The organism is Mycobacterium sp. DL99 (assembly GCF_004762045.1).
In the GTDB taxonomy this organism is placed as follows: Bacteria; Actinomycetota; Actinomycetes; order Mycobacteriales; family Mycobacteriaceae; genus Mycobacterium.
The window spans coordinates 1882351-1906711 of the sequence record NZ_SJOM01000007.1 but is presented as its reverse complement, the minus strand read 5'-3'; the positions used below and the strand labels follow the sequence as shown (position 1 = coordinate 1906711).

25 protein-coding genes are annotated in these 24361 nt (G+C 66.5%); 8 read left to right on the top strand and 17 right to left on the bottom strand.

Features of this window, described 5'->3' with window-relative positions:
- Positions 1-355: 355 nt before the first annotated feature.
- On the top strand, positions 356-1201 hold the full coding sequence (locus tag EYZ64_RS09610; RefSeq protein WP_135453235.1) for a helix-turn-helix transcriptional regulator: 846 nt from the start codon (positions 356-358) through the stop codon (positions 1199-1201).
- Here EYZ64_RS09610 and EYZ64_RS09605 read toward each other — a convergent pair.
- The 7 genes from EYZ64_RS09605 to EYZ64_RS09575 form a co-directional block, all read right to left on the bottom strand.
- Positions 1156-2046, bottom strand: coding sequence for an LLM class F420-dependent oxidoreductase (locus tag EYZ64_RS09605; protein WP_135453234.1), 891 nt, complete (start codon positions 2044-2046; stop codon positions 1156-1158). The two genes, EYZ64_RS09610 and EYZ64_RS09605, sit on opposite strands and share 46 nt — an antisense overlap.
- A gap of 156 nt (positions 2047-2202) precedes the next feature.
- Entirely contained in the window at positions 2203-3663 is a 1461-nt protein-coding gene (gene ahcY, locus EYZ64_RS09600) for an adenosylhomocysteinase (protein WP_135453233.1), read from the bottom strand.
- A 138-nt stretch (positions 3664-3801) separates the two neighbouring features.
- Positions 3802-4425 (bottom strand): TetR family transcriptional regulator AlkX, encoded by a 624-nt coding sequence (alkX, locus tag EYZ64_RS09595; protein WP_135453232.1) that lies wholly within the window; start codon positions 4423-4425, stop codon positions 3802-3804.
- A 53-nt stretch (positions 4426-4478) separates the two neighbouring features.
- Entirely contained in the window at positions 4479-4664 is a 186-nt protein-coding gene (locus EYZ64_RS09590; protein ID WP_135453231.1) for a rubredoxin, read from the bottom strand.
- The gene (locus tag EYZ64_RS09585) at positions 4661-4834 is read right to left on the bottom strand and encodes a rubredoxin (RefSeq protein WP_135453230.1); all 174 of its coding nucleotides are present in this window, start codon (positions 4832-4834) and stop codon (positions 4661-4663) included. Before EYZ64_RS09585 ends, EYZ64_RS09590 begins: the two co-directional genes overlap by 4 nt.
- Complete coding sequence (locus tag EYZ64_RS09580) at positions 4831-5994, bottom strand: alkane 1-monooxygenase (RefSeq protein ID WP_286175272.1); 1164 nt, start codon at positions 5992-5994, stop codon at positions 4831-4833. Before EYZ64_RS09580 ends, EYZ64_RS09585 begins: the two co-directional genes overlap by 4 nt.
- A 303-nt stretch (positions 5995-6297) precedes the next feature.
- Positions 6298-7767 (bottom strand): amino acid permease, encoded by a 1470-nt coding sequence (locus EYZ64_RS09575; protein WP_135453228.1) that lies wholly within the window; start codon positions 7765-7767, stop codon positions 6298-6300.
- A gap of 155 nt (positions 7768-7922) precedes the next feature.
- On the opposite strand from EYZ64_RS09575, the gene EYZ64_RS09570 reads away from it, so the two are divergent.
- The gene (locus EYZ64_RS09570; RefSeq protein ID WP_135453227.1) at positions 7923-8756 is read left to right on the top strand and encodes a class I SAM-dependent methyltransferase; all 834 of its coding nucleotides are present in this window, start codon (positions 7923-7925) and stop codon (positions 8754-8756) included.
- 110 nt (positions 8757-8866) lie between these two features.
- On the opposite strand, the gene EYZ64_RS09565 is transcribed toward EYZ64_RS09570, so the two are convergent.
- Positions 8867-10174 (bottom strand): AurF N-oxygenase family protein, encoded by a 1308-nt coding sequence (locus EYZ64_RS09565; protein ID WP_135453226.1) that lies wholly within the window; start codon positions 10172-10174, stop codon positions 8867-8869.
- Positions 10175-10433: 259 nt separating this feature from the next.
- Between EYZ64_RS09565 and EYZ64_RS09560 the strand changes: the two genes are divergently transcribed.
- Positions 10434-11813, top strand: coding sequence for an FAD-dependent oxidoreductase (locus tag EYZ64_RS09560; RefSeq protein ID WP_135453225.1), 1380 nt, complete (start codon positions 10434-10436; stop codon positions 11811-11813).
- Between the two features lie 10 nt (positions 11814-11823).
- Here the strand turns inward: EYZ64_RS09560 and manA are convergent, their stop codons facing one another.
- The 4 genes from manA to EYZ64_RS09540 all read right to left on the bottom strand — a co-directional run bounded on the left by manA (position 11824) and on the right by EYZ64_RS09540 (position 16015).
- On the bottom strand, positions 11824-13050 hold the full coding sequence (gene manA / locus EYZ64_RS09555) for a mannose-6-phosphate isomerase, class I (protein ID WP_135453224.1): 1227 nt from the start codon (positions 13048-13050) through the stop codon (positions 11824-11826).
- Positions 13051-13053: 3 nt separating this feature from the next.
- Positions 13054-14124 (bottom strand): TobH protein, encoded by a 1071-nt coding sequence (locus EYZ64_RS09550; RefSeq protein WP_135453223.1) that lies wholly within the window; start codon positions 14122-14124, stop codon positions 13054-13056.
- On the bottom strand, positions 14121-15509 hold the full coding sequence (locus EYZ64_RS09545) for a phosphomannomutase/phosphoglucomutase (RefSeq protein WP_135453222.1): 1389 nt from the start codon (positions 15507-15509) through the stop codon (positions 14121-14123). The genes EYZ64_RS09550 and EYZ64_RS09545 overlap by 4 nt, the downstream gene beginning before the upstream one ends.
- A gap of 86 nt (positions 15510-15595) precedes the next feature.
- Positions 15596-16015, bottom strand: coding sequence for a DUF3499 domain-containing protein (locus EYZ64_RS09540; protein WP_135453221.1), 420 nt, complete (start codon positions 16013-16015; stop codon positions 15596-15598).
- Positions 16016-16146: 131 nt separating this feature from the next.
- Here EYZ64_RS09540 and EYZ64_RS09535 point away from each other — a divergent pair, with 131 nt between their 5' ends.
- On the top strand, positions 16147-16569 hold the full coding sequence (locus EYZ64_RS09535) for a metallopeptidase family protein (protein ID WP_036388738.1): 423 nt from the start codon (positions 16147-16149) through the stop codon (positions 16567-16569).
- Between the two features lie 47 nt (positions 16570-16616).
- Here the strand turns inward: EYZ64_RS09535 and EYZ64_RS09530 are convergent, their stop codons facing one another.
- Positions 16617-17006 carry a WhiB family transcriptional regulator gene (locus tag EYZ64_RS09530; protein ID WP_135453220.1) on the bottom strand — a complete coding sequence of 130 codons (390 nt, stop codon included), beginning with the start codon at positions 17004-17006 and terminating at the stop codon, positions 16617-16619.
- 294 nt (positions 17007-17300) lie between these two features.
- Between EYZ64_RS09530 and cofD the strand changes: the two genes are divergently transcribed.
- The 4 genes from cofD to EYZ64_RS09510 are packed head-to-tail and all read left to right on the top strand — an operon-like array spanning position 17301 to position 21027.
- A complete protein-coding gene (gene cofD, locus EYZ64_RS09525; RefSeq protein WP_135453219.1) occupies positions 17301-18284 on the top strand; it encodes a 2-phospho-L-lactate transferase in 984 nt (327 codons plus the stop codon).
- An 8-nt stretch (positions 18285-18292) separates the two neighbouring features.
- Positions 18293-19636, top strand: coding sequence for a coenzyme F420-0:L-glutamate ligase (locus EYZ64_RS09520; protein ID WP_167858090.1), 1344 nt, complete (start codon positions 18293-18295; stop codon positions 19634-19636).
- Positions 19637-19668: 32 nt separating this feature from the next.
- A complete protein-coding gene (locus EYZ64_RS09515; RefSeq protein WP_135459916.1) occupies positions 19669-20181 on the top strand; it encodes an NUDIX hydrolase in 513 nt (170 codons plus the stop codon).
- A 9-nt stretch (positions 20182-20190) separates the two neighbouring features.
- Positions 20191-21027 (top strand): SDR family NAD(P)-dependent oxidoreductase, encoded by an 837-nt coding sequence (locus tag EYZ64_RS09510; RefSeq protein ID WP_135453217.1) that lies wholly within the window; start codon positions 20191-20193, stop codon positions 21025-21027.
- Here EYZ64_RS09510 and EYZ64_RS09505 read toward each other — a convergent pair.
- The 4 genes from EYZ64_RS09505 to rfbD all read right to left on the bottom strand — a co-directional run bounded on the left by EYZ64_RS09505 (position 21024) and on the right by rfbD (position 24346).
- Positions 21024-21359 carry a DUF732 domain-containing protein gene (locus EYZ64_RS09505; RefSeq protein ID WP_135453216.1) on the bottom strand — a complete coding sequence of 112 codons (336 nt, stop codon included), beginning with the start codon at positions 21357-21359 and terminating at the stop codon, positions 21024-21026. The two genes, EYZ64_RS09510 and EYZ64_RS09505, sit on opposite strands and share 4 nt — an antisense overlap.
- 134 nt (positions 21360-21493) lie before the next feature.
- A complete protein-coding gene (gene manB / locus EYZ64_RS09500; RefSeq protein ID WP_502702947.1) occupies positions 21494-22591 on the bottom strand; it encodes a mannose-1-phosphate guanylyltransferase in 1098 nt (365 codons plus the stop codon).
- The gene (locus EYZ64_RS09495; protein ID WP_167857765.1) at positions 22575-23465 is read right to left on the bottom strand and encodes a glycosyltransferase family 2 protein; all 891 of its coding nucleotides are present in this window, start codon (positions 23463-23465) and stop codon (positions 22575-22577) included. Before EYZ64_RS09495 ends, manB begins: the two co-directional genes overlap by 17 nt.
- Entirely contained in the window at positions 23462-24346 is an 885-nt protein-coding gene (gene rfbD / locus EYZ64_RS09490; RefSeq protein ID WP_135453214.1) for a dTDP-4-dehydrorhamnose reductase, read from the bottom strand. Before rfbD ends, EYZ64_RS09495 begins: the two co-directional genes overlap by 4 nt.
- Positions 24347-24361 lie beyond the last annotated feature (15 nt).

The window sequence follows — 24361 nt, the reverse complement described above, 5'->3', positions numbered from 1 at the left end:
TCAGACCGGTGCGAAGGTCCTACGGTCCGGACCGGCACGTCGCTCAACACGCAGCCCAAGCTGGTCAAGGATATCAAGGACGCGGTCAAGAACGTCCGCAACGGATTCAATGGACCCAGCACCCGCCAGTCGACCGAATCCACTTCCAGCTCAAGCAGTTCCAGCGCCGGTGCGTACGGCTCCAGCACGTCCGGTTCGGCACGGGCGGGCTCGGACAGCCCGGCCAGGAAGGACGCCGACAGCAAGAGCAAGCACGACAACAAGAAGTAACCAAGCCGGAGTCACGCCAATCCAGGGGGTGACACCACCAATCCGACGTGTGCGCCGGCCCTGGCGGCACTTCTACCATCGCCTTATGAAGCGCGAGCAGCTCACCGATTTCCTGCGGACTCGCCGTGCCCGGCTCAAGCCGGCCGACGTCGGGTTGGTGGTCGGCGGCAGGCGACGGACCCCGGGACTGCGCCGCGAGGAGGTCGCCCTGCTGGCCGGTGTCGGAACCTCCTGGTACACGTGGCTGGAGCAGGGCCGCGACATCAACGTGTCATCGAGCGTGCTGGACGCGATCAGCGCGGCCCTGCAGCTCTCGCAACCCGAACGCTCGCACCTGTATTCGCTGTCGGGGATGAATCCCCCTCCGGCCGGGGAGCACGCGACCGAAGTCACGCCCGAGCTTCTCCACCTGCTCGAGGCGTGGTCGCCGCGACCGGCGATCCTGCAGGACCGGTACTGGAATCTGCTCGCGGTCAACGAAGCGACTCGGCGGGTGTTCGGCTACGGCGACACCGATCGCAACTGCCTCGTCACGTTCTTCACCAACAGCCGGTACCGCGACATGTACGTCCACTGGGCAGCGGCCGCGCCGGGTGTGGTGTCCGCGTTCCGCGCCGACGCGGCACGGTATCCGGACGATGTCCGGTTCGCCGAGATCGTCGATGATCTCGGCGCGGTCAGCCCCGAGTTCGTCGAGCTGTGGGGACGGCACGACGTGGGTCGCCATTCACAGGCGGTCAAGGCCGTGCTGCATCCTCGGGCTGGCGAGCTGGTGTTCGACAAGACAACCCTGGCCGTCACCGATCTTCCGGGCTGGCACCTGGTGCTGTACAACCCGCGACCCGGGACCGGTACCGACGAACGGCTCGACACCCTGGTGCGGGCTCAATCGCGGAACGGCCTGGTCAATTCGGCAAGTTCGTCGAGGTAGCGCAACGCCTCGGTCTCCGCGGCGGCGGCGTCGCGAAAGAAGACGCAATGGTCGACGCCGCCCTCGGCCAACACCTCGAGCTCGCGTCGGGTCAACGGCGTGATCGTGCTCTGCCGGTCGGGCCCCAGGTAGCCACGTTGGTCGGCACCGATCAGCGTCACCGGAATCCGGTCGCGTCCCCGCTCGTCACCCCGCCGCCGAAGTTCCTGCACCCGGGTCACCAACCCCTCAGGTGTGCCAACCAGATTCGGCGCCCACTCGTCCCCGTATTCGAGTACCCGTTGCAATACGGTGGGACCGTTGCCGCCGACGAGCACCGGTACATGAGGCCGCTGGATGGGCTTGGGCCATGAGTAGATCGGGTGGAAATCGACGAACTCGCCGTGAAACTCGGCCTTCTCGGCGGTCCAGATCTCCTTCATCGCCAGCACCCGCTCGCGCATCAAGGCCAGTCGGGTCCTCGGTTCGGTGCCGTGATTGCGCATCTCCTCACGCAACCAACCGGCGCCGACGCCGAGCTGGAACCGACCGCCGGAGAGCTGGTCCACACTCGCCGCTTCCTTGGCGAGCGTGATCGGATCACGTTGCACCACCAATGCGATCCCGGTACCGAGGAGCAGTCGTTCGGTGACGACGGCCGCCGCCGCCAGTGCCACGAAGGGGTCCAACGACCGGTAGTAATCGTGCGGGGGCAGGTCACCTTCGGGCGGTACCGGCCCGGCCACCGGCAGATGAGTGTGCTCGGCAACGAAAAGTGAGTCGAATCCCCGGTCCTCAAGGGCTATCGCCAGTTTCGTGGGCGCCAGGCCCCGGTCAGTGAGGAATGTGCTGACACCGAACTTCATGCCTCCACCGTGCCGCGCGATCGCCGAGCCGAAAAGGGCTCAGTCAACCTGGGACCGCCACCACCACCCTGGGCGTCAGGGAGGTGCCCCAATGCAAAAGTCCCCGAAATCCTTGGATGACGGGGACTTTCGCATCTGCTCGCGCAGAAAGGGAAATCAGTACCGGTAGTGCTCCGGCTTGTACGGACCCTCGACGTCGACGCCGATGTACTCAGCCTGCTCCTTGGTGAGCTTGGTCAGCGAGCCACCCAGCGCCTCGACGTGGATGCGCGCCACCTTCTCATCGAGGTGCTTGGCCAGGCGGTAGACCTCGTTGTCGTACTCGTCGTTCTTGGTCCACAGCTCGATCTGGGCGATCACCTGGTTCGAGAAGCTGTTGCTCATCACGAACGACGGGTGGCCCGTGGCGTTTCCGAGGTTGAGCAGCCGGCCCTCGCTCAGCACGATGATCGACTTGCCCGAGTCGCCGAAGGTCCACTGGTCGACCTGCGGCTTGATGTTCAGCCGCACCGCACCCGACTTCTCCAGGGCCGCCATGTCGATCTCGTTGTCGAAGTGGCCGATGTTGCCCAGGATCGCGTGGTCCTTCATCGCCTTCATATGGTCGAGCAGGATGATGTCGAAGTTGCCGGTCGCGGTCACCACGATGTCGGCGTTGCCGATCGCCTCCTCGACGGTCACCACGTCGTAACCGTCCATCAGCGCCTGCAGGGCGTTGATGGGGTCGATCTCGGTGACCTGCACGCGCGCACCCTGACCGGCCAGCGATTCGGCACAGCCCTTGCCCACGTCGCCGTAGCCGCAGATCAGCACCTTCTTGCCGCCGATCAGCGCGTCGGTGCCGCGGTTGATGCCGTCGACCAGCGAGTGGCGGGTGCCGTACTTGTTGTCGAACTTGCTCTTGGTGACCGAGTCGTTGACGTTGATGGCCGGGAACGCCAGCTCACCCGCGGCGGCGAACTGGTACAGCCGCAGCACGCCGGTCGTGGTCTCCTCGGTGACACCCTTGACCGACGCCGCGATCTTGGTCCACTTGTCCTTCTCCGTCTCAAAGCGCTTGCGCACCAGGGACAGGAAGACCTTCCACTCGGCCGAGTCCTCTTCCTCGGCAGGCGGGACCACGCCGGCCTTCTCGTACTCCGCGCCGCGCAGCACGAGCATGGTGGCGTCGCCACCGTCGTCGAGGATCATGTTCGCCGGCTCACCCTCCCAGGTGAGCATCTGCTCGGCGGCCCACCAGTACTCCTCCAGCGTCTCGCCCTTCCACGCGAAGACCGGGGTGCCCTTGGGATCTTCGGGGGTGCCGTGCGGCCCGACCACCACTGCGGCGGCCGCGTGATCCTGGGTGGAGAAGATGTTGCAGGAGGCCCAGCGAACCTCGGCGCCGAGAGCCACCAGCGTCTCGATCAGCACCGCGGTCTGCACGGTCATGTGCAGCGAGCCGGAGATGCGTGCGCCCTTGAGCGGCTGCACGTCGTGGTACTCACGACGCAGTGCCATCAGGCCTGGCATCTCGTGTTCGGCCAGGCGGATCTCCTTGCGGCCGAAATCGGCCAGCGACAGGTCGGCGACCTTGAAGTCGATGCCGCCCCGGCTGTCAGCCTTCAACTCAGTCATGTAGAGCCCTCTTCCATTCGTGATTGCTTGCCAGCGCACGGGCACGCCGAAAAGCGACGCCACGTGCAGATACCTCTAGCCTGCGGGCTCGCGGGACAGGCGCTCAATGTGTTTTTGACAGCGGCGGCGCTCTGACAGCTAGGGGGTATCTATGACACCGTAGCGCTCGGCGAAGGGCGTCATGAGTCGGGCCAGGTCACCGGCCACATCGTGGTCCGCTTCGGGCGGCATCGACACGTAACTCATCGCCAGCCGCACGATCGCCCGGGCCAGCACCCCGGCGTCCTCGTCGCTGGCTTTCATCCAGCTGTTCTGGAAGGTTCCGGTCAGCCGTTGCGAGCAGCGGGAGATGATCGGCCCGCTGCCGGTGGTGATGATCTGCAGTAGGTCGGGCTTGGACGCACCGGTGAGCAACGAGATCACCAGCGGATCGGCGGCGGACTCGAGGAAGAACGCGCGGAAGCCCTCCAGAAACGCCGCGTGCACTTCGCCGACGTTGTTGGTGATGGCCCCGTCGACCGCGTCGACGAGGCGGTCCGCCAGGCGCATGGCGTATCCCTCGGCCAAGCCCTGGCGTGAACCGAACTCGTTGTAGATCGTCTGACGGCTGATACCGGCGACCTGCGCCACGTGCGACAGCGTGATGGCCGACCAGTCACGGGTCAGCAGCAGCTCGCGCATGCCATCGAGGATCGAATCCCGCAACAGCACTCGCGATGCCTCCGCGTACGGAATGCGCTGCTTTTCTCGCGGCCGACTCACACGGGCGACAATATCGCTTTCCGGGCCGCTATCGAGCGCGTCGCACGAAGCCGTCAAGGCCGTACGACCTCGACCATGTCGAAATCGGCTTTCGCCGCGCCGCAGTCCGGGCAGCTCCAGTCCTCGGGGATGTCGTCCCACCGCGTGCCCGGGGCGATGCCGTCCTCGGGCCAGCCCTTGGCCTCGTCGTACTCGAAACCGCACTGCACGCAGAGGAACAGCTTGTATGGCTCGCTCACGTCACTACTCCTATCGCCTCGAAATCGATCTTCTCCCGGACGGCACAGTCGGGGCAGCACCATTCGTCGGGCACCTCGTCCCACGGAGTTCCGGCCGGAAAGCCTTCGCGCGGAGCACCTTTGGCTTCGTCGTAGATGTAGCCACACCCGGGGCACCGGTAGGCGCTCATGCCGCGGCACCAGTGCCGGAGGCCCCGTACCGGGCCAAGACCTTCTCCCGCAGCCGCGGCTGGATGTTGACCTTGGTGATGTCGCCGTCGTAATGCTCCAGTACCCGGTGGTCCATCAGCTTGCGCCACAACGGCGGTAGATAGGTGAGCCCGATCAGCGAGGCGTACCCGCTGGGCAGATTGGGTGCGCCGTCGATGCTCCGCAGGGTCTGGTACCGGCGTGTCGGGTTGGCGTGGTGATCGCTGTGGCGCTGCAGGTGATACAGGAACAGGTTGGTCACGATGTGGTCGGAGTTCCAGCTGTGCACGGGTGCGCAGCGCTCGTAGCGGCCGCTGGACATCTTCTGTCGCAGCAGTCCGTAGTGCTCCAGGTAGTTCACCGACTCCAGCAGGCTGAAGCCGTAGATCGCCTGAATCACCATGAACGGGACCAGGCCGACGCCGAAGATCGCGATCAGTACGCCCCAGAACACGACCGACATCGCCCACGCGTTGAGGACGTCATTGGACCAGTGCCATGGTGATTTGTCCTGCCGGCGCAGCCGCTGGGCCTCCAACTCCCACGACGAGCGCAGGCTGCCGAACACGCTGCGCGGCAAGAACTCCCAGAAGGTCTCGCCGAAACGCGCCGAAGCGGGATCCTCGGGAGTCGCCACCCGCACGTGGTGCCCACGGTTGTGCTCGATGTAGAAGTGGCCGTACCAGGTCTGGGCCAGCGTGATCTTGGACAGCCAGCGCTCCAGCGAGTCGCGCTTGTGCCCCATCTCGTGCGCGGTATTGATACCCACCCCGCCGAGCACACCCACCGACAGTGCGATGCCGATCTTGGCCGGCCAGCCCAGCCCACCGTCGAACCCGAGCCAGTGCAGGTCGGACGCGGTGAACAGGTACGCGCCCATCACGACGCTCGCGTACTGGAACGGGATGTAGAGGTAGGTGCAGTACCGGTAGTACTTGTCGTTCTCCAGCTGCTCCATGACCTCATCGGGCGGGTTCTGCCCGTCGGGTCCGAACCGCAGATCCAGCAGCGGCAGCAGGACGTAGAGCAGGATCGGGCCGATCCAGAGCGGCACCTGCGCCGCGACATGCCAGCCGGCCCGATTGAGCGCCCAAACCACCGGCAGCATCACGAAGATCGCCGTCGGGGCGATCAAACCCATGAGCCACAGATGCCGCTTCTTGTCCCGCCACTGCCCGACGTCTGCGACGTCCGGTCCGTTCGAGAGTTCCGCCACCACGATGAGCCTCCTGTTGTGAGAGCTATCACTGCAATGACTTGACTATATGACGCGCGCTGTCGTCTGTCTAGACATTCAACTATCTTTTGTAAAGCGCTGCGGGTGTGCGGCGTCACAAACCGGGCAGGTGGGGTTTCTGGCTGCAGCTCGAAACTGAAGCCAGGGACAAGATCGGCGCTGGATTTGTCCCTGGCTTCAGTTTCGGTGGCTCCTAGGCCGTGCCGCTCAAACTGTGGCGACGTCCCGGCTGGCCAGGACCGAATGCCGCCGGCCGTACGCGAAGTACACCACCACGCCGATCACCATCCAGAGCAGAAACCGGATCCAGGTCAATCCGGTGAGGTTGAGCATCAACCACAGGCACGCCAGGATCGCGGCGATCGGCAACACCGGCACCCACGGCACGCGGAATCCGCGCGGCAGGTCGGGGCGAGTCCGCCGCAGCACGATGACACCGGCTGAGACCAGCACGAAGGCGAACAGCGTGCCGATGTTGACCATCTCCTCGAGCCGTCCCATCGGGAACACCGAGGCGGCGATCGCCACGAGCACACCGACGATCACGGTGATTCGGACCGGCGTCCCATGGCTGCCGGTCACGGCCAGTTTGCGCGGCAACAGACCGTCGCGCGACATCGCGAACAGCACCCGGGTCTGTCCGAGCATCAGCACGATCACCACAGTCGTGAGGCCCGCTAGCGCTCCGATCGAGATGACCTTCGCCGCCCAGTGCACACCGTTGGCTTCGAATGCCGTGGCCAGGTTCGCGTGGCCGTCAGGCGCATCCCGCAGCACGGTGTAGGACACCATGCCCGAGAGCACCACCGACACCGCGACATAGAGGACCGTGACGATGCCGAGTGAGGCCAGGATGCCGCGGGGCACGTCGCGCTGCGGATCGCGGGTCTCCTCGGCGGTGGTCGCGACGACGTCGAACCCGATGAACGCGAAGAACACGATCGAGGCGCCGGCCAGCACGCCGTACCAGCCGTAGTGGCTGCCGGCAGCCCCGGTCAACAACGAGAACAACGACTGGTCAGCCCCGCTGGCCCCCTTGCCGGCCTCGTTCGGCGGGATGAACGGGGTGTAGTTCGCGGCCTTGATATAGAACGCGCCGACGATCACCACCAACAGCACGACCGACACCTTGATGATGGTGATCACCAGACTGAAGTGCGCGGACAACTTGGTGCCGACCACCAGCAGGACCGTCACCAGCGCGATGATCACCAACGCGCCCCAGTCGACCGCCAGGCCACCGAAATCCGCTATTCCGCCGCCGAACCCGAACACCGTGCCCAGGTAGCTCGACCATCCCTTGGCCACCACCGCGGCGGCGACGGCGAACTCCAAGATCAGATCCCACCCGATGATCCACGCCGCGAATTCACCGAACGTGGCATAGGAAAAGGTGTACGCGCTGCCGGCGACGGGCACGGTCGAAGCGAACTCGGCGTAACACAAGGCGGCCAGACCGCATGCCACGGCGGCGATCACGAAGGCGATCGAGATCGCGGGTCCGGTCAGATTGCCCGCTGTGGACGCGGTGATGGTGAAGATGCCCGCGCCGATCACGACCGACACCCCGAACACCGTCAGGTCCCACCACGTGAGGTCCTTGCGGAGCCGCGTCGACGGCTCGTCGGTGTCGGCTATCGACTGCTCGACAGATTTGGTTCGCCGAAGGGCAGACATATGTGGTGTGGCCTCTCATCCTGACCTGGGTCACGCAATGTTCCCACCACGGTGGCGGCGAAACAGGTAGGACTCTCAAACTTCGCCGAACCGTGCCCTCGCCGCCCAGTGGGGTCTACGTCACACTCGGCTCCGATCGTGATACGGTCCCGCGCATGGCTGAGCTCCCCTACTTTGACCTGCTGATCGATGAGAGGCAGGACGGCGGCGAAACCGGCCAGCTGTGGGATAACCAGGTGCACTGGGGCTACTGGGAGAATCCCAAGACCGCCACGGGCACCCGGGCCGACTACAAGGCCGCCATGGAGCAGATGGACCATGTGCTGTTCGCGGCGGGAAAGGTTGCCGACGGACAGAAGCTGCTGGATGCCGGCTGCGGATTCGGCGGAACCATCCAGCAGATCAACGGCACCTACTCCAACATGGACCTCACGGGCCTGAACATCGATCCGCGCCAGCTCGCGGCCGCCGGTGCCCAAACCAAGCCGGTCAACGGCAACAAGATCGGCTGGATCGAGGCCGACGCCTGTCAGCTGCCGTTCGAGGACAACTCGTTCGACCGAGTCCTGGCCGTCGAGTGCATCTTCCATTTCCCGTCCCGTGAGAAGTTCCTCGCGGAAGCGGCGCGGGTGCTGAAGCCGGGCGGTTACCTGGCGGTGTCCGACTTCGTGCCTACCCTGATGTTCTTCGGTAAGACACCGATCTGGATGGCGATCCGCCCCCGGATCGCGAAGTCCTACGGAACGCTCGGCAATGTGCCCCTGCGGGGCTACAAGTCCATGGGCAAGCGTGCGGGCCTCGAACTCACGGCAAAGCGCAACATCCGGAAGAACACATTGCCGACGTATCCCTTCCTGCTCAAGTTCTTCCGCGAGCAGGGCTCAGCGGATGCCCAGAAGACGATGATCGTCGGCACCCGCTGGATGAAGTGGCTGTCCAAGCTCGGCCTCATCCAGTACCGGGTTTACACGTACCACAAGCCCGTCTGACAGCAGCCCGTTCGACCTGAAGCACCTTGACCAGCGGCGCCCCCTCGGGGCGCCGCTTCGTCGTTCGTGCAGTCAGGCGGTAGGCGTGCCGCGAATGATTCGGGTCCGGTTCAGAGGGTGGGCATGAACTCGGCGAGCGCCAGGATCATGAACACCACCAGTGCAAGCCCGATCAGCCCACCCGCGGGAATCATGGCCACGCACACCACAACCCACACGAAAAGCCGCGGCCATTCGAACGGTTGGTTCCCCACCACACCGCCGCGGCGTTCCCGGAGGGTGTGATAGGCCGCCCACACGCCGGCCCCAGCGGCGGCGCACGCGATGATCCGCACACCGTCCGGTGTCGCCAGCAGGGCAACGCTCGCCATGACCGCCACCGCCGTGAGGCGTGCCGTCAGGGCGGTGCGGAGCTCGGCGACCCGCGCGACCGCAGGGCTCCGGTCAGGCTCACCGCGGTACCGCGGTAGCCGTCCCTCGATACCCAACATTCGCCAGATCCACCGCGACCATGCCGTCCGCAGACCAAGGTCCTCGGCCACCCGCCGAACGTCGGCGGCCGATTCCGCCATCATCTGGCGCGACCGGGCACTCCGCCAGAACGCAGACTTGAAGACCCGTCGCGGAACCCCGAACTCCCGGGCAAAGGTGCGCGGCGGCCCGATCATCTCCCCGATCAACCACCGGAGAAAGAACGGGAACAGAATGGCGTACCACGCCTTCTTCAGGCGGGTGACCTTTTGCATTCGCTGAGCCAGAAGGTCGTCGGCAAACGAAATGTGCCGCGCTTCCTCCGCCAGGTGAATGTAGGTGATCTTGTTCAGCAACGGCGGCACATGAGCCGCGCCACGATGCTGCAGAGTCTGCTGGAAGTGCAGCGGCTGTTCACCGCACAGCACTCCGATGAAATGGATGATGTTGGCATAGCCGCCGATAAAGCCGAGGATCGGCCCGATCACCCGCGAGCCGCGCCGCATTCCGGGCACATCCTCGCCGGTGCGGTTGACGAATTCCTGGAACATCTGGATGTGATTACATTCGTCGATCAGCTCATGCAGCAGATATTGGAACACCGGCGACCGATTCGGCAATTTACCGGCGTAGTGCACCACACCGCGAATCAGCATCATCTCGAATTGCAGCGTCACCTTGAGCGTGTTCGCGGTGACCCAACGGCCCATGTCGATGCGGCGCTGCAACGGCTGTTCGGCATACCAGTCCGTCGCCGCGAGCGGAGCGCTCTCCGGGTCCAACTGCCACCGCGGATCGTCGTCCTGCAACGCATTCTCGGGGGCGTCCCAGTCGATGTCGACATGGGGATCGAAGCGTCGACGGACAGTCGCACGAGAGAGGGCCTCCACCCTGTCGAAATAGAGGTCCCCAGTTGCTGTGCCGTCCGCGTCGCTGACCGTTGTCATCGCCCCATCCGTTGATGTGTGAAGTTTCTTGCAGAGGGTATCAATCTGAGAGCCGTATCACGTCTTCAGCCACGGGATTGTGCCACGAGTTGTTGCAAGCCCGTTAGGCGGCCGGTACCAGCACTGACGATGACGTGGGCTTCATCCGCCCCCGCAGCCGACAGATGCGCTCGCGGCGACGACCGAAAGGCAGACAAAATTGACGCCGCCTCTCATTCCGATCCGGTTCACGCCGTGGTCGCAGTACCGTAGCCGTCATATGCGCAGGACTCACGAACTTTCGCCGAATCGAGCCGTTGTCGTTGGAGGGAGCATCGCCGGGCTGTGCGCGGCCCGGGTACTCGCCGACCATTTCGACCACGTCACCGTCTACGAACGCGACGAGCTGCCGGACCAGCCGGTCAATCGCAGCGCCATCCCGCAGGGCCAGCACGTCCATCTGCTGATGGCCCGTGGCGGTCAGGAACTGGAAGCGCTGTTTCCCGGATTGCTCCACGACATGGCGGCCTCCGGCGTCCCGGTGATACGCAACCGCCGCGAGTCGATCCACTTCGACGCGGCCGGCCACGTCCTGGAAACCGGACTGGACGACAAATACACCGCCTACGTTCCCAGCCGTGGTCACCTCGAATGGCAGATCCGCAAGCGGGTCAGCGCATTGGCCAGGGTTGAGATTGCGCACCGAGCCGTCGCGCATCCGCAGTACGACCCGGCGACCGAGCGGGTGACCGGCGTCGTCCTCGATGACGGTGATGTCACGCCGACCGATCTGGTCATCGACGCGTCAGGCCGCGGCAGCCGGCTTCCGGCGTGGCTGCAACAGTGGGGATTCGAGCGCCCACGCGAGGATTCGGTACAGGTGGGCGTCACCTACGCCTCGCACCGCGTGAAGATCCCCGAGGGGATGATGCCGCAGAAGATGGTCATTGTCGGCGCCACCCGAAACCGCCCGTTGGGGATGGGCATGCTTTTCCACGAGGACGGCATCTGGATGGTGACGGCATTCGGGGTGGCCAAGGCCGAACCGCCCCGTGACTTCGCGGGGGTTTGCGCGCTGGCCGACGAGCTGCTGCCGGCCGAGATCAGTGCCGCGTTGCGAGCCGGTACGCCCGTCGGCGAAATGAACCTTCACCGGTACCCGACGAGCAAGTGGCGGCGCTACGAACGGATCGGCAGATTTCCCACGGGGATCCTGCCGTTCGGTGACGCCATCGCCAGCCTCAACCCCACCTTCGGGCAGGGCGTGACGATGGCGGCACTGCAGGCCGACAACCTGCGCCGGGCGCTGGCCGGCGGAATGGACAACGTGATGTGGCGACTGGCGTTCAGCAACGCCAAGACGATTTGGCCCGTGTGGCTGATGAACGCCGCAGCGGACCATACCGAGCACGGGGCGGTGGGCGACCGCCCCTGGTGGTACCGCCCGGCGTACGAGCTGTTCAATCAATTTGTCGCAGCAGCCGAGACCGATCCCTTTGTGGCCGAATGGTTTCTGAGCAGGACCAGCCTGATCGACAGCCTCTATCTGGTGCCGCCGCCCCGCCTGGTCGGCCGTGCCATGCGCAACAACATCAAGCAATGGCTCGCCGAGCGCAGCGACCGTGAGTCCGAGGTCGACGTCGTCAACCCCTCGGCGTGACGGATTCCGGCTAGATCCCGATGGTGACGCGGAACAGTTTCGTCGGCTCGGCGGCAGTCAGCCGGATGGGGCCGTCCTCGGCCGCCACCCACGCTGCCGCGCCCCGCTCCAAGGTCAGCTTGTCGTCGTCGGCGTAGATCACCGCGGCGCCCTCCGTGCACAGCAGCAGCTGCGGCCCGTCGTGGTGGGAGTGCACGTCGATCTCGTCACCGAGGCGGTCACCTTCGACCGACAACACCGATACCGCGAACTCCTGCGCCGGCGTCCGGTAGATGGTCTCCGGCCCTTCCGTGACGGTTTCCGGACGCAGCCGCTCGTCAGGGGTCGGAGTGAAATCCAGCACCCTCAGGAGTTCGGGGACATCCACGTGCTTCGGGGTCAGCCCACCACGCAGCACGTTGTCGGAGTTGGCCATCACCTCGACACCGACACCGTGCAGATATGCGTGCAAGTTTCCGGCCGGAAGGTAGATGCCTTCCCCCGGCCGCAGGCTGATGCGGTTGAGCAGCAGGGAGGCCAGCACACCGGCGTCACCCGGATAACGCTCACCGAGCTCCAGCACGGTCTTGACCTCGGCAGCGAATTTCTTTGCCCCGGACCGGATGTAGTGGACCGCTCCATCGAGAACCGCCGGCACCAGCACGTCGAGGTCGGGCTGCGGAGCGGTGATCCAGGTGGTGAACAAGGCCCGCAACCCGTCGGCACCGGATTGATCGGACAGCAGGTTGATGAACGGGTCGAGGTCCGAGACCGCCAGTGCGCGCATCAGCTCGACCGTGCGGTCGACCGGGCGGAATCCGGCAAGCGCATCGAATTGTCCTAGGGCAACCAGCAACTCGGGCTTGTGGCTCCGGTCGCGGTAGTTGCGGACAGGTGAGGACACCGGGATGTCGAGCCGGTCCTCACGGTCGAAGCCCTCCCGGGCCTGAGCGGCGCTGGGGTGCGCCTGCAACGACAACGGCTCATCGGCAGCCAGCACCTTGACGAGGAACGGCAGTGCGTCGCCGAATCGGCCGATCGCCACACTGCCCAATTGCCCCTCGGGGTCGTCATTAATCGCCTGCAGCAACGACTCTTCACCGTGTTCGGTCTGCAGCCAGGCCGGGTCGCCCGGATGCGCCCCGAGCCAGAGTTCAGCCTCCGGATGGATTGTCGGACTGGGCCTTCCGGTGAAATCAGCGATTGCCGTGCGCGAACCCCAGGCATAGGTCCGCACCGCGCCCCGTAGCAGATGCACTTCTTATCCTCGAACCAGTTTCAAATATACGGCCGTCATCTCCACACGGACAGCCAGAATCGCCAGTTGTTGTTCCGGGCGCCCGACCGGCAGGGTCGTCCCAGCCGCTTCCGGCACGTCCTCGGCACCGATCACGGCGATGTCGTCGAAGCCGCTGACCCGTGCCCCCACCGCTTGTCGTTCGGTGTCGGTGATCAACGCGAATGTACGCATGCGGCGTGGCAGCGGTCCGTCGATCTCTTCGTCATGGAACAACGATCGGGCCGCAGGCACCCCCACTGCCCCGCTGCCCATCGCCGCAAGCACATCACTCAGCCCGGCGGCCGCCACCACTTCCCCGGCCAGGCGCAGCATCGCGGCCGCCCCGTGCCGGGCCAGCGCCAGGGTGGCCGGATTGTCGCCGGCCAGCACGACCGCGCTGTCCGACATCCGCTCGGCCAGCGTCTTCGCCGGATTGGTGAACAGCTCTCGCCCGGCGCTGTTGCGCAGCGCCTCGGCGTCGAGTTCGTCGGCCAGTGCGGCCAGATCCACACGCATACCCGGATCCACAACGTGTAGCGCGGCCAGACCTGCGGCCAGGTACCGGGCCAGCCCGAAGTCGTCGGGCACCCACAGCCGGGGCGCGAGCACTACCGCGCGCCCGGCCGCGATGTCACGCAGCGGCCCCTCATGGGGCGCCACGATCAGAACCCGGGCACCGCGGCGCACACCGGTGGCCGCCGCATTCACCAGGGCCGGATCGCCCGGGTCGTCACCGGCGACGATCACCACGTCCAGTGCGCCGAGCCACGGCGGGGCCTCGGCGGCCACCACGATGGGCGCCGAGATCGACGCGCCGAGCACGGCGGCCAGCATGGCGCCGGCACTCTCGGCCGTACCGCGGCCGGCAACCCAAATCACCGTGCGCGGTGGTTGATCGGCACGCAGCGGGTCGAGCAGACCCTCTGCCGACGCCGCGGCGGTGGCCCGAACCTGGGCGCCCGCCATTGCCGCGGCCCGCAGCAGACCGTTGCGATCGGCGGCGAGAAGTCCGTCACCGTCGCCTAAGTCGACCGTGGCGTCCACGGCGTTCACGGCACCGGCTCGCTCACCTCACGGATCTGTGCCGAAACTCTGTCGACGAGCGCGGCGACGTCCTCGGCGGCACGCGCTTCCACGTTCAGCCGGAGCAGCGGTTCGGTGTTCGACGTGCGTAGGTTGAACCAGCTGCCGTCACCGAGATCGACTGTGACACCGTCGAGGTGATCGATGGAGTGGATCGAGCCGGCAAAGGATTTGAGCACGGCGTCGACGCATGCCGGGGCATCGCTGACGGTGAAGTTGATCTCGCCGGACGCCTCGTACCGCTGGTAGTCCGCCATGAACTCCGACAGCGGACGCTCCTGCTCGCCCAGCGCGGCCAGCACGTGCAGGGCCGCGAGCATGCCGGAATCGGCACCCCAGAAGTCCCGGAAGTAGTAGTGGGCCGAGTGTTCCCCACCGAAGATGGCGCCCGTCTCGGCCATCAGACCCTTGATGTAGGAGTGCCCGACCCGGGACCGTACGGGCGTGCCGCCGCGCTCGATGACCAATTCAGGAACGGCGCGCGAGGTGATCAGGTTGTGGATCACGGTGGCGCCGATCTCGCGTTTGAGCTCACGGGCTGCCACCAGTGCGGTCACCGCCGACGGTGACACCGGACGGCCGAGTTCGTCGACCACGAAGCAGCGGTCCGCGTCCCCGTCGAACGCCAGGCCGATGTCGGCGCCGGAGGCCAAGACGTGGGCCTGCAGGTCGACGAGATTGGCCGGATTCAGCGGGTTGGCCTCGTGATTGGGGAAGCTGCCGTCGAGTTCGAAGAACAGCGGGAGCACGGTGACACCCGGGATCGGCCCGAGGACCGCGGGCGTGGTGTGACCGGCCATGCCGTTGCCCGCATCGACCGCGATGCGCAGCGGCCGCAGCGCGCTGAGATCGACCAGGGACCGCAGGAAGCTGCCGTAGTCGGACAGGACATCGCGATCGGACGTGACGCCTGCCGGGCCGTCGTGCGCCGGCACGCCGGCGATCACCTCGTCGGAGATGATCGAGAGGCCGGTGTCCTTGCCGACCGGTTTGGCCCCGGCGCGGCACAGTTTGATCCCGTTGTAGGCAGCGGGGTTGTGGCTGGCGGTGAACATCGCCCCCGGGCAGTCCAGCAGGCCCGACGCGAAATACAGCTGATCGGTGGAGGCGAGGCCGATTCTGACCACATCCAGGCCCTGGGCGGTGACACCGTCGGCGAACGCTGAGGCCAGCGTCGGCGAACTGGCCCGCATGTCGTAACCGATCACCACCTGTCCCGCACCTTCGGCGCGGACCAGCCGAGCGAATGCACCGCCGACCTCGGACACGAACGCCTCGTCGATCTGGCTGCCGACCAGTCCCCGGACGTCATAGGCCTTGATGACATCGTGAACAGCCGCCGCTGGCCTAGACATATAGCTCCTTGTGAAACGGAATCGTTGGCGCCAGCCTAACCGTCGGGCGGCGTCGATACGTTCACTACTCTTGGCCCGACCGCTGTCTAGTCAGTGGGATCCGGCAACACCCGCAGGTGGCCGCGACGACGTCCGTTGGTCTCCGCGGGACGCGCCGGTGGCACCATCACCGCGCTGGCGCCCAGACCGGTGGAGGGATCGGAGAATCCGGCCACCACCCCGCCCCGGGGAACCGCACCGGGTTGACCTTCGCGGACCGCATCGGCCAGCGCCACCAGATCGTCCTCGTCGGGATGGGTGGGCAGCGGCCCGGCGTGACGGACCAGCTCCCAACCGCGCGGCGCAGTGATGCGGCCGGCATGGCCGACGCACAAATCCCAGGAATGGGGCTCAGACACCGTGGCCAGTGGTCCGACTACCGCCGTGGAGTCGGAGTAGACAAAAGTCAGCGTCGCCACGGCATAGTGCGGGCACCCGGGCCGGCAGCAGCGACGGGGAACATTCACGCCCCAGAGATTACTTTGGACGATCGCTGTGGGCCGCCGGACACGCGCAGCCGTCGGGGCCCCGATCCCGAACCGTTACGATCATCGCCGTGGCCCAGCGCAACCCATGGCGATCGCGCCGCGGCCGCGATATGCGCGGGCCGCTACTTCCGCGCTCGGTTCCCGGCTGGCGCAGCCGGGCCGAGCGGTTCGACATGGCGGTGCTGGAGGCTTACGAACCGATCGAACGGCGGTGGGCGTCGCGGCTGCGAGAACTGGACGTCGCCGTCGATGAGATTCCGCGGATGTCCCCGAAAGACCCGGACAGTGTGCAATGGCCACCCGAGGTCATCGCCGATGGGCCGATCGCGCTGGCACGGCTGATACCTGCTGGGGTCGACGTCAGAGGGAACGCGACCCGGGCTCGAATTGTCTTGTTCCGCAAGCCCATCGAGCGCCGGGTCAAAGGATCCGATGAGCTTGCCGATCTGCTGCATGAAATCCTGGTGGCCCAAGTGGCCACCTATCTGGGAGTTGAACCGTCAGTCATCGACCCAACGATCGACGACGACTGACATCGAGCGCCGCACCCCTGCGATGAAGCGCCCTGCCGGGAAGAGCGTCAGATGATGCCGCGTTTGAGCCGGCGACGCTCCCGCTCGGACAGCCCTCCCCAAATTCCGAAACGCTCGTCATGCGCGAGCGCATATTCCAGGCATGCGTCCTTCACTTCGCATCCCTGGCAGATGCGCTTGGCCTCGCGGGTAGACCCGCCCTTCTCCGGGAAGAACGCCTCCGGGTCGGTCTGTGCGCACAGCGCACGTTCCTGCCATTGGTCGTCTTCGTTTTCCGGATCAACATCAATGTGTTCGGGTACCAAACTCAGCTGAGGACGTGCGGGCATCCCCAGCGGTGTCGGCCCGGCGTTGATGTGCGGTGCGTTGTCTACCGAGCCGAGTAGCCGGTTGTCGAACCGGACCACATGATCGAAATCGCCGCTCTCATAAGACATTATCCCCCGCCTCCTCACTCGGTCTCATAGATCCTAAGTGGAGCCCCACTATTGCGATGTGCGGTCACCCCATTCGAACAGTTGATCGAATCTCGGTCCGCGACACCGGAATCGGTCACCGACCGGGAAATGACACATATGTGATTACACACGTGTTAGCTGCCAGGGTCAAGCGCCGGGACGCGAATTCATACCATCTCGTAATGTCAAATCGGCGCGTCGCGACATCGGCGTGTCCTGCCCGTGACGACGTCGTTTCCATCCGCGCGCCCTCAGAGCTTAGGGTCGGACGTTGTGAAGATCACCGTTCTGGTCGGCGGCGTCGGAGGCGCCCGGTTTTTGCTGGGGGTACAGCACCTGTTGGGCCTCGGCCAGTTCGCCGGGAGCGACAGCAAGCATGAACTCACCGCGATCGTGAACGTGGGCGACGACGCGTGGATGCACGGCGTCCGGATCTGCCCGGACCTCGACACCTGTATGTACACCCTGGGTGGGGGCATCGATCCCGAGCGCGGCTGGGGTCACAAGGATGAGACCTGGCACGCCAAGGAAGAACTTGCCGCGTACGGCGTGCAACCTGACTGGTTCGGCCTGGGCGACCGGGACCTGGCCACCCATCTGGTCCGCACCCAGATGCTGCGCGCCGGCTACCCGCTGTCGCAGGTCACCGAGGCGCTGTGCAAGCGCTGGTCACCGGGTGCGCGGCTGTTGCCGGTCACCGACGACCGCAGCGAGACCCACGTGGTGATCACCGACCCCGAAGACGGCGAACGACGGGCGATCCACTTCCAGGAGTGGTGGGTGCGCTACCGCGCACAGGTGCCCTCACACAGCTTCGCGTTCGTCGGTGCAGAACAGGCAACCGCCGCGCCGGGCGTCACCGACGCGATCACCGAGGCCGACGTGGTGTTGCTGGCACCGTCGAATCCCGTCGTGAGCATCGGGCCGATCCTGCAGATCCCCGGTGTCCGCGGCGCGCTGCGTTCGACGAAGGCACCCGTGGTCGGCTACTCCCCCATCATCGACGGAAAACCGTTGCGCGGCATGGCAGATGAGTGTCTGTCCATCATCGGCGTGGAATCCACCTCGCAGGCCGTCGGCCAGCACTTCGGCGCCCGGTCGGGCACCGGGATCCTGGACGGCTGGCTGGTACACGAGGGCGATGACGCCGAGATCGAGGGCGTGGCTGTGCGCGCGGTACCGCTGCTGATGACCGACCCGCCGACCACCGCAGAGATGGTGCGGGCCGGTCTGGATGTGGCAGGCGTTGCGCTGTGACCACCGGGGTGAACACCGAGCACGGGTCTGCCGACCGGGTCGAGATTCTGCCGGTGCCAGGGCTTCCCGAGTTCCGACCCGGGGATGATCTGGCCGCTGCCCTCGCCGAGGCGACGCCGTGGCTGCGTGACGGGGACGTGCTGGTCATCACCAGCAAGATCGTGTCCAAGTGTGAAGGCCGCATCGTCACCGCCCCTTCCGACCCAGACGAGCGGGACACCCTGCGGCGCAAGCTCATCGACGCCGAGGCGGTCCGCGTGCTGGCACGCAAGGGCCGGACCCTGATCACCGAGAACGCCATCGGACTGGTCCAGGCCGCCGCCGGAGTCGACGGCTCCAATGTCGACTCGAACGAGTTGGCCCTGCTGCCGGTCGATCCCGACGGCAGCGCACAGGCGCTTCGCGAAAACCTGCGTGAGCGACTCGGCGTCACCGTCGCCGTCGTGATCACCGACACCATGGGCCGCGCCTGGCGCAACGGCCAGGCCGATTTCGCCATCGGCGCATCCGGGCTCACCGTGCTGCACGGTTATGCGGGCGCACGCGATCGGCACGGTAACGAACTTCTGGTCACCGAGGTGGCGGTGGCCGACGAGATCGCTGCGGCAGCCGATCTGGTGAAGGGCAAGCTCACTGCGATCCCCGTCGCGGTGGTGCGTGGGCTGGAGCTGACCGACGACGGATCGAACGCCCGCACGCTGCTGCGGTCCGGCGAGGACGATTTGTTCTGGCTCGGTACCGCCGAGGCAATCGAGATGGGGCGCAACCAAGCTCAGCTACTGCGTCGCTCAGTGCGCACGTTCTCCGACGAACCGGTCGACCACGCACTCATCGAAGCCGCCGTCAGCGAGGCACTCACCGCGCCCGCCCCGCATCACACCCGCCCGGTGCGCTTCGTCTGGGTGCAGGACGGTGCCGTGCGGACCCGGCTGCTGGACCGGATGAAGGACCGGTGGCGGGCCGATCTCACCGGGGACGGCCGGGACCCGGAGTCCGTCGAGCGCCGCGTGAACCGCGGTCAGATCCTGTACGACGCCCCGGAACTGGTGATTCCGTTCCTGGTTCCCGACGGCGCCCACAGCTATCCCGACGAGGCCCGCACCCAGGCCGAGCACACGATGTTCACCGTCGCCGTGGGTGCGGCGGTGCAGGCCCTGCTGGTGGCGCTGGCGGTACGCGACGTGGGCAGCTGCTGGATCGGCTCGACCATCTTCGCCGGTGACCTGGTGCGTGCCGAGCTCGATCTGCCTGCGGACTGGGAGCCGTTGGGCGCCATCGCGATCGGTCACGCCGCCGATCCGCAACCGCCGCGCGACCCGGTGCCCACCGACGGCCTGCTGGTCGTGAAGTGAGCGCCGAAAGCCTGCACGCCTCCGCCGTCGAGATGCTGACGCATTGGCAGACAGCCGATCCCGGCCAGGACACCCTGCGGTACGCGGTGCTGTCGTTTCTGGCCGCCCGGCCCGATGCCTGCCTGCGCGCGTGCGTACCCGGCCACATCACCGCCTCGGCACTGGTGGTCGATCACACCGGAACCCAGACGTTGCTCACCTTGCATCCCCGCTTCGGCCGCTGGTTGCAGCTCGGCGGGCACTGTGAGGAAACAGATTCCGACATTCGCTCCGCCGCACTGCGCGAGGCCACCGAGGAGTCCGGCATCACCGGGCTGACCATCGACCCGCAGTTGGCCGCGCTACACGTGCATCCGGTGACCTGCTCGCTGGGCGTGCCGACCCGCCACCTCGACATGCAGTTCGTGGTGCGGGCACCGGAAGGGGCCGAGATCGCCTGCAGCGACGAGTCTCTGGACCTGCGCTGGTGGCCGTTGGATGCGCTGCCGGAGAGCACCGACTTCGGCCTTCAACAACTCACCGACTCTGTCACCGGAACGGTCTAGTCTGGGCCGGTGAACCCGGAGCGCAGGACCATCGTCATCACCGGCGCCAGCGACGGCGTCGGTGCCGCGGCCGCCCGCCAGTTGAGCCGGCGTGGCGACAACGTCGTGGTGGTGGGCCGGTCACCCGGCAAGACTGCGGCGGTGGCCGGCGCGCTCGGCGCCGACTACCTCGTTGCCGACTTCGCCGAACTCAGCCAGGTCCGCGATCTGGCCGCCCAGTTGGTGGATCGGTATCCGCGCATCGACGTGCTGGCCAACAACGCCGGCGGCATCATGAGCGGCACCCGGCAGGCGACCGTCGACGGCTTCGAGAAGACCTTCCAGGTCAACCACCTGGCCCCGTTCCTGCTGACCACCCTGCTGCTGGATCGCCTGATCGACGCCAAGGCATCGGTGATCAACACCTCCAGCGTGGGTAACCGGCTGTTCGGCCACATAGACATCACCGACCTGAACCACGAACGCGGTTTCAAGGCGCAGAAGGCCTACGGCGACGCGAAGCTGGCCAACATCCTGTTCACCAAGGAACTGCACCGCCGCTACCACTCTGCCGGGATCTGCACGGCGGCGTTCCACCCGGGCTCGGTGGCCTCGAACTTCGGCGCGGAGGCCAACAACCCGGCCTTGGAACTGCTCTACCGCACACCGCTGAAGAAGCTCCTCCTAGTCAGCCCGGACAAGGGGGCAGATCAGTTGGTATGGCTGGCCACGTCGACCCCGGGCTCCGACTGGACGTCCGGACAGTACTACGCCCGGCGCAAGCCCGGTCGGCCGAACAAGCAGGCCAACGATCCTGTTCTGGCACAACAGCTCTGGGACCGCAGCGCGGAGATGGTCGGCGTCTAACCGGGCGCCTGCGTGCAGTACGCCCGGCGGGCGGCACGCAACGCAACCGCGGCCTGCTCCGGCGTGGCCGCGTACTGTCCTGCCATCTGGTCGATCACCGCAGATGCGGGCTGACCGGTGTAGAGCAGACGGCACATCTCCCGGCCCACCAGCAGCAACTGGTCGTCATCGCCGGGAAAGACACCTCGTGTGGCCTTGAGATAAGCGTTGTCTTCACCGGTCAGCGGTATCGGCCAGGCCGCCGCCTCCGGCGCGGTGGCTCCGAAAACCCCTCCGAGCACCAACGCCACCGCGAGCGGCGCCACCGCCTTACGTCCCAGTCCGTTCAACATGGCCCTCCCCTTTCGCCCATCGAATCTTAAGGCGCGGCAGAGGTCGGCAAATACACTTCTTGTGTCAACGCCGAGACGACGGCCTGGGATGCGGTGCCGCCAATTCTTGTCAGAAAGCGTAGTTTCGGCGCAGTTCAGACGTCGGTGGAGTACCGGATGCCGCCGTCCGGGATGTTCACCCCGGGCCACACCCTGGCACCGCGCAACAGTTCGCAGCGGGCACCGATGTCGGCCCCGTCGCCGATCACGCCGTCGCGGATCAGTGCCCGCGGGCCGATGCGGGCGCCGAAGCCGATGATCGAACGTTCAATCACCGCACCGGCTTCCACGCGCACACCATCGAAGATCACCGCGCCGTCGAGCCGTGCGCCTGCACCGATCTCGGCTCCGCGGCCCACCACGGTGCCGCCGATCAACAAGGCGCCGGGAGCGACCGCCGCACCTTCATGGACCAGGGACTCACCGCGCTGGCCGTTGAGCGCCGGCGAAGGCGCGATGCCACGGACCAGATCGGCCGATCCGCGCACGAAATCCTCGGGTGTGCCCATATCGCGCCAGTAGGAGGTGTCGACGTACCCGCACACCTTCAGCCCGTCGGCGAGAAGGCCCGGGAACACCTCACGTTCGACCGATACCGGCCGGCCCTTCGGGATCTGGTCGATGACATGCTTTTTGAACACATAGCAGCCGGCGTTGATCTGGTCGGTCGGCGGATCCTGGGTCTTCTCCAGGAATGCCGTCACGCGGCCGTCGGCATCGGTGGGCACACAACCGAACGCACGGGGGTCACTGACGCGCACCAGATGCAGCGTGAGGTCGGCCTGGTGGGTGTCATGTGACTCCAGCAGCGCACCGAGGTCGGCCGCCGACAGCACGTCACCGTTGAACACCATGGCCGTGTCGTAGCGCAGCTTGTCCGCCACGTTGGCGATGCCACCACCGGTGCCGAGAGCCTCTGTCTCGGTGACGTATTCGATCTCGAGCCCGAGATCGGAGCCATCACCGAACGCCTCCTCGAAAACCTCGGCCTTGTACGAGGTGCCCATCACCACATGATTGATCCCGGCCGCGGAGATCCGCGCCAGCAGATGGGTGAGGAACGGAACTCCGGCCGTCGGCAGCATCGGCTTGGGCGCCGAGAGCGTCAGGGGCCGAAGCCGGGTGCCTCGTCCACCGACGAGGACGACAGCGTCCACCTCCGCGGGATTGATCACGTCAGTGCCCTTTCGCATGTTTACGTCGCGAACTACCGACCACCAGGCCCGCACGTGCTGCCAGCGCGCCCCGAATCGTCCACCGTAACGGCGCCTGCCAGGGCGCCGGATACCGATCAGCCAAAAAAGTGTAGGTACTGCGGTGGTGGGCGGCCAAGTTGCGCGCCGGGTCACGGCCGGTGGAGTGGCCCTTGTCGTGCAGCACCTCGGCCGACGGCACATAGACGTTCTGCCACCCGGCCCGGGCGATCCGGTCACCGAGGTCGACGTCCTCCATATACATGAAGTAGCGCTCGTCGAACCCGCCGACGGCGTCGAAGGCCGCCCGGCGCATCAACAGGCACGAACCGGAAAGCCAACCGACTTCGCGCTCAGTGGGATCCTGGCGGTCCTGGCGGTAGGCCGCCGTCCACGGATTCGACTTCCAGAACGGGCCGACCACGGCATGCATGCCGCCGCGAACCAGGCTGGGCTGGTGCCGCGCCGACGGGTAGACCGAGCCGTCGGGGTCACGGACCAACGGCCCGAGTGCCCCGGCCTGCGGCCAGCGCCGGGCCGCGTCGAGCAGCAGATCGATCGAGTGGGGCCCCCACTGCACGTCCGGGTTGGCGACGATAAAAAATTCCGAGCACTCCGCATCCGATATCTCCTCGGCGCCGCGGTTGACCGCGCGGCCGTAACCCAGGTTGCTGCCGGTACGGAGCAGGCGCACGTTCGGGTAACGCTTTTCGGCCTGCTCGGGTGCACCGTCGGTCGAGCCGTTGTCGGCCATGATGACGGTCACCGGCCGATCGGTGGCCAACGCAAGCGAGGCCAGGAAACGGTCCAGGTGCGGGCCCGGCGAGTACGTCACCGTCACCACCACGAGCGGGCGGGCCGCATCCTCAGTCACGGCGTAGAGGGTAGCGGGCCGGACGGGCACTCTTTTCCAACCGCGGCCACCAGGGCTTCCCGCCAATCCCGCAGCGGGGTCAGGCCCGCCTCGGCGGACCGGAGCGCGGACAACACCGTGTAGGCCGGCCGCAGCGCGGGCCGCGGGTGGCGGCTGCTGTCGACCGGCCGGACCCGCTGCGGATCGGCACCGACGGCCGCGAAGGTCTCCCGCGCCTGGTCGAACCGGCTGGCCGGTCCGGCGTTGGCGGCGTGCAGCACGCCGGGCCGCACACCACCGTCGGCGATCTGCAGCAACGCCGCGACCAGGTCACCGGTGTAGGTGGGCGACCCGATCTGGTCGGCGACCACATCGACCGGGCCGTCCCCGGCCGCCAGCCGGCGCATGGTCGCCACGAAGTCGGCTCCGTCGCCCCCGCGGTACACCCAGGCGGTGCGGACGACGTAGGCATCGGGTTTGGCGGCCAGCACCGCGTGTTCCCCGGCCAGTTTGGTCTGGCCGTAGACGTTGACCGGTCCGGTCTGGTCGTCCACCTCATACGGGGTGCGACGCTGCGCGGACGCGCCGAACACGTAATCCGTGGAGATGTGCACCATGTCAGCGCCTGCCTGTGCACACACCGTGGCGAGGTTGCCCGGACCGGTGGCGTTGACGGCGTAGGCCCTGACCTGGTCGGTCTCGGCGGTATCCACCTGCGTGTATGCCGCGCAGTTGATCACCACATCGCCGGGCTCGACGAACCCTCGCACCGTGTCAACGTTGGTGATGTCACATTCGGCAGAGGTCAGGGCCAGCACGTCACGACCCTCGCCGCGTCCCTGATCAGCCAATACCCGGCCGACCATGCCGCCGGCCCCGGTGATCACAATCCGTTGCGCCATGCGCCGAGTCTGGCA

Bases quoted from the DNA above. Each gene is read 5' to 3' on its own strand.
- EYZ64_RS09575 (WP_135453228.1), bottom strand. From the start codon at position 7,767: ATGTCTGCCCTTCGGCGAACCAAATCTGTCGAGCAGTCGATAGCCGAC.
- EYZ64_RS09505 (WP_135453216.1), bottom strand. From the start codon at position 21,359: ATGTTGAACGGACTGGGACGTAAGGCGGTGGCGCCGCTCGCGGTGGCG.
- manB (WP_502702947.1), bottom strand. From the start codon at position 22,591: ATGCGAAAGGGCACTGACGTGATCAATCCCGCGGAGGTGGACGCTGTC.
- EYZ64_RS09605 (WP_135453234.1), bottom strand. From the start codon at position 2,046: ATGAAGTTCGGTGTCAGCACATTCCTCACTGACCGGGGCCTGGCGCCC.
- EYZ64_RS09515 (WP_135459916.1), top strand. From the start codon at position 19,669: ATGCTGACGCATTGGCAGACAGCCGATCCCGGCCAGGACACCCTGCGG.
- EYZ64_RS09570 (WP_135453227.1), top strand. From the start codon at position 7,923: ATGGCTGAGCTCCCCTACTTTGACCTGCTGATCGATGAGAGGCAGGAC.
- EYZ64_RS09585 (WP_135453230.1), bottom strand. From the start codon at position 4,834: ATGAGCGCCTACCGGTGCCCCGGGTGTGGCTACATCTACGACGAAGCC.
- EYZ64_RS09580 (WP_286175272.1), bottom strand. From the start codon at position 5,994: ATGGGTTTGATCGCCCCGACGGCGATCTTCGTGATGCTGCCGGTGGTT.
- EYZ64_RS09560 (WP_135453225.1), top strand. From the start codon at position 10,434: ATGCGCAGGACTCACGAACTTTCGCCGAATCGAGCCGTTGTCGTTGGA.
- EYZ64_RS09530 (WP_135453220.1), bottom strand. From the start codon at position 17,006: ATGTCTTATGAGAGCGGCGATTTCGATCATGTGGTCCGGTTCGACAAC.
- ahcY (WP_135453233.1), bottom strand. From the start codon at position 3,663: ATGACTGAGTTGAAGGCTGACAGCCGGGGCGGCATCGACTTCAAGGTC.
- EYZ64_RS09535 (WP_036388738.1), top strand. From the start codon at position 16,147: ATGCGCGGGCCGCTACTTCCGCGCTCGGTTCCCGGCTGGCGCAGCCGG.
- rfbD (WP_135453214.1), bottom strand. From the start codon at position 24,346: ATGGCGCAACGGATTGTGATCACCGGGGCCGGCGGCATGGTCGGCCGG.
- EYZ64_RS09545 (WP_135453222.1), bottom strand. From the start codon at position 15,509: ATGTCTAGGCCAGCGGCGGCTGTTCACGATGTCATCAAGGCCTATGAC.
- EYZ64_RS09610 (WP_135453235.1), top strand. From the start codon at position 356: ATGAAGCGCGAGCAGCTCACCGATTTCCTGCGGACTCGCCGTGCCCGG.
- EYZ64_RS09565 (WP_135453226.1), bottom strand. From the start codon at position 10,174: ATGACAACGGTCAGCGACGCGGACGGCACAGCAACTGGGGACCTCTAT.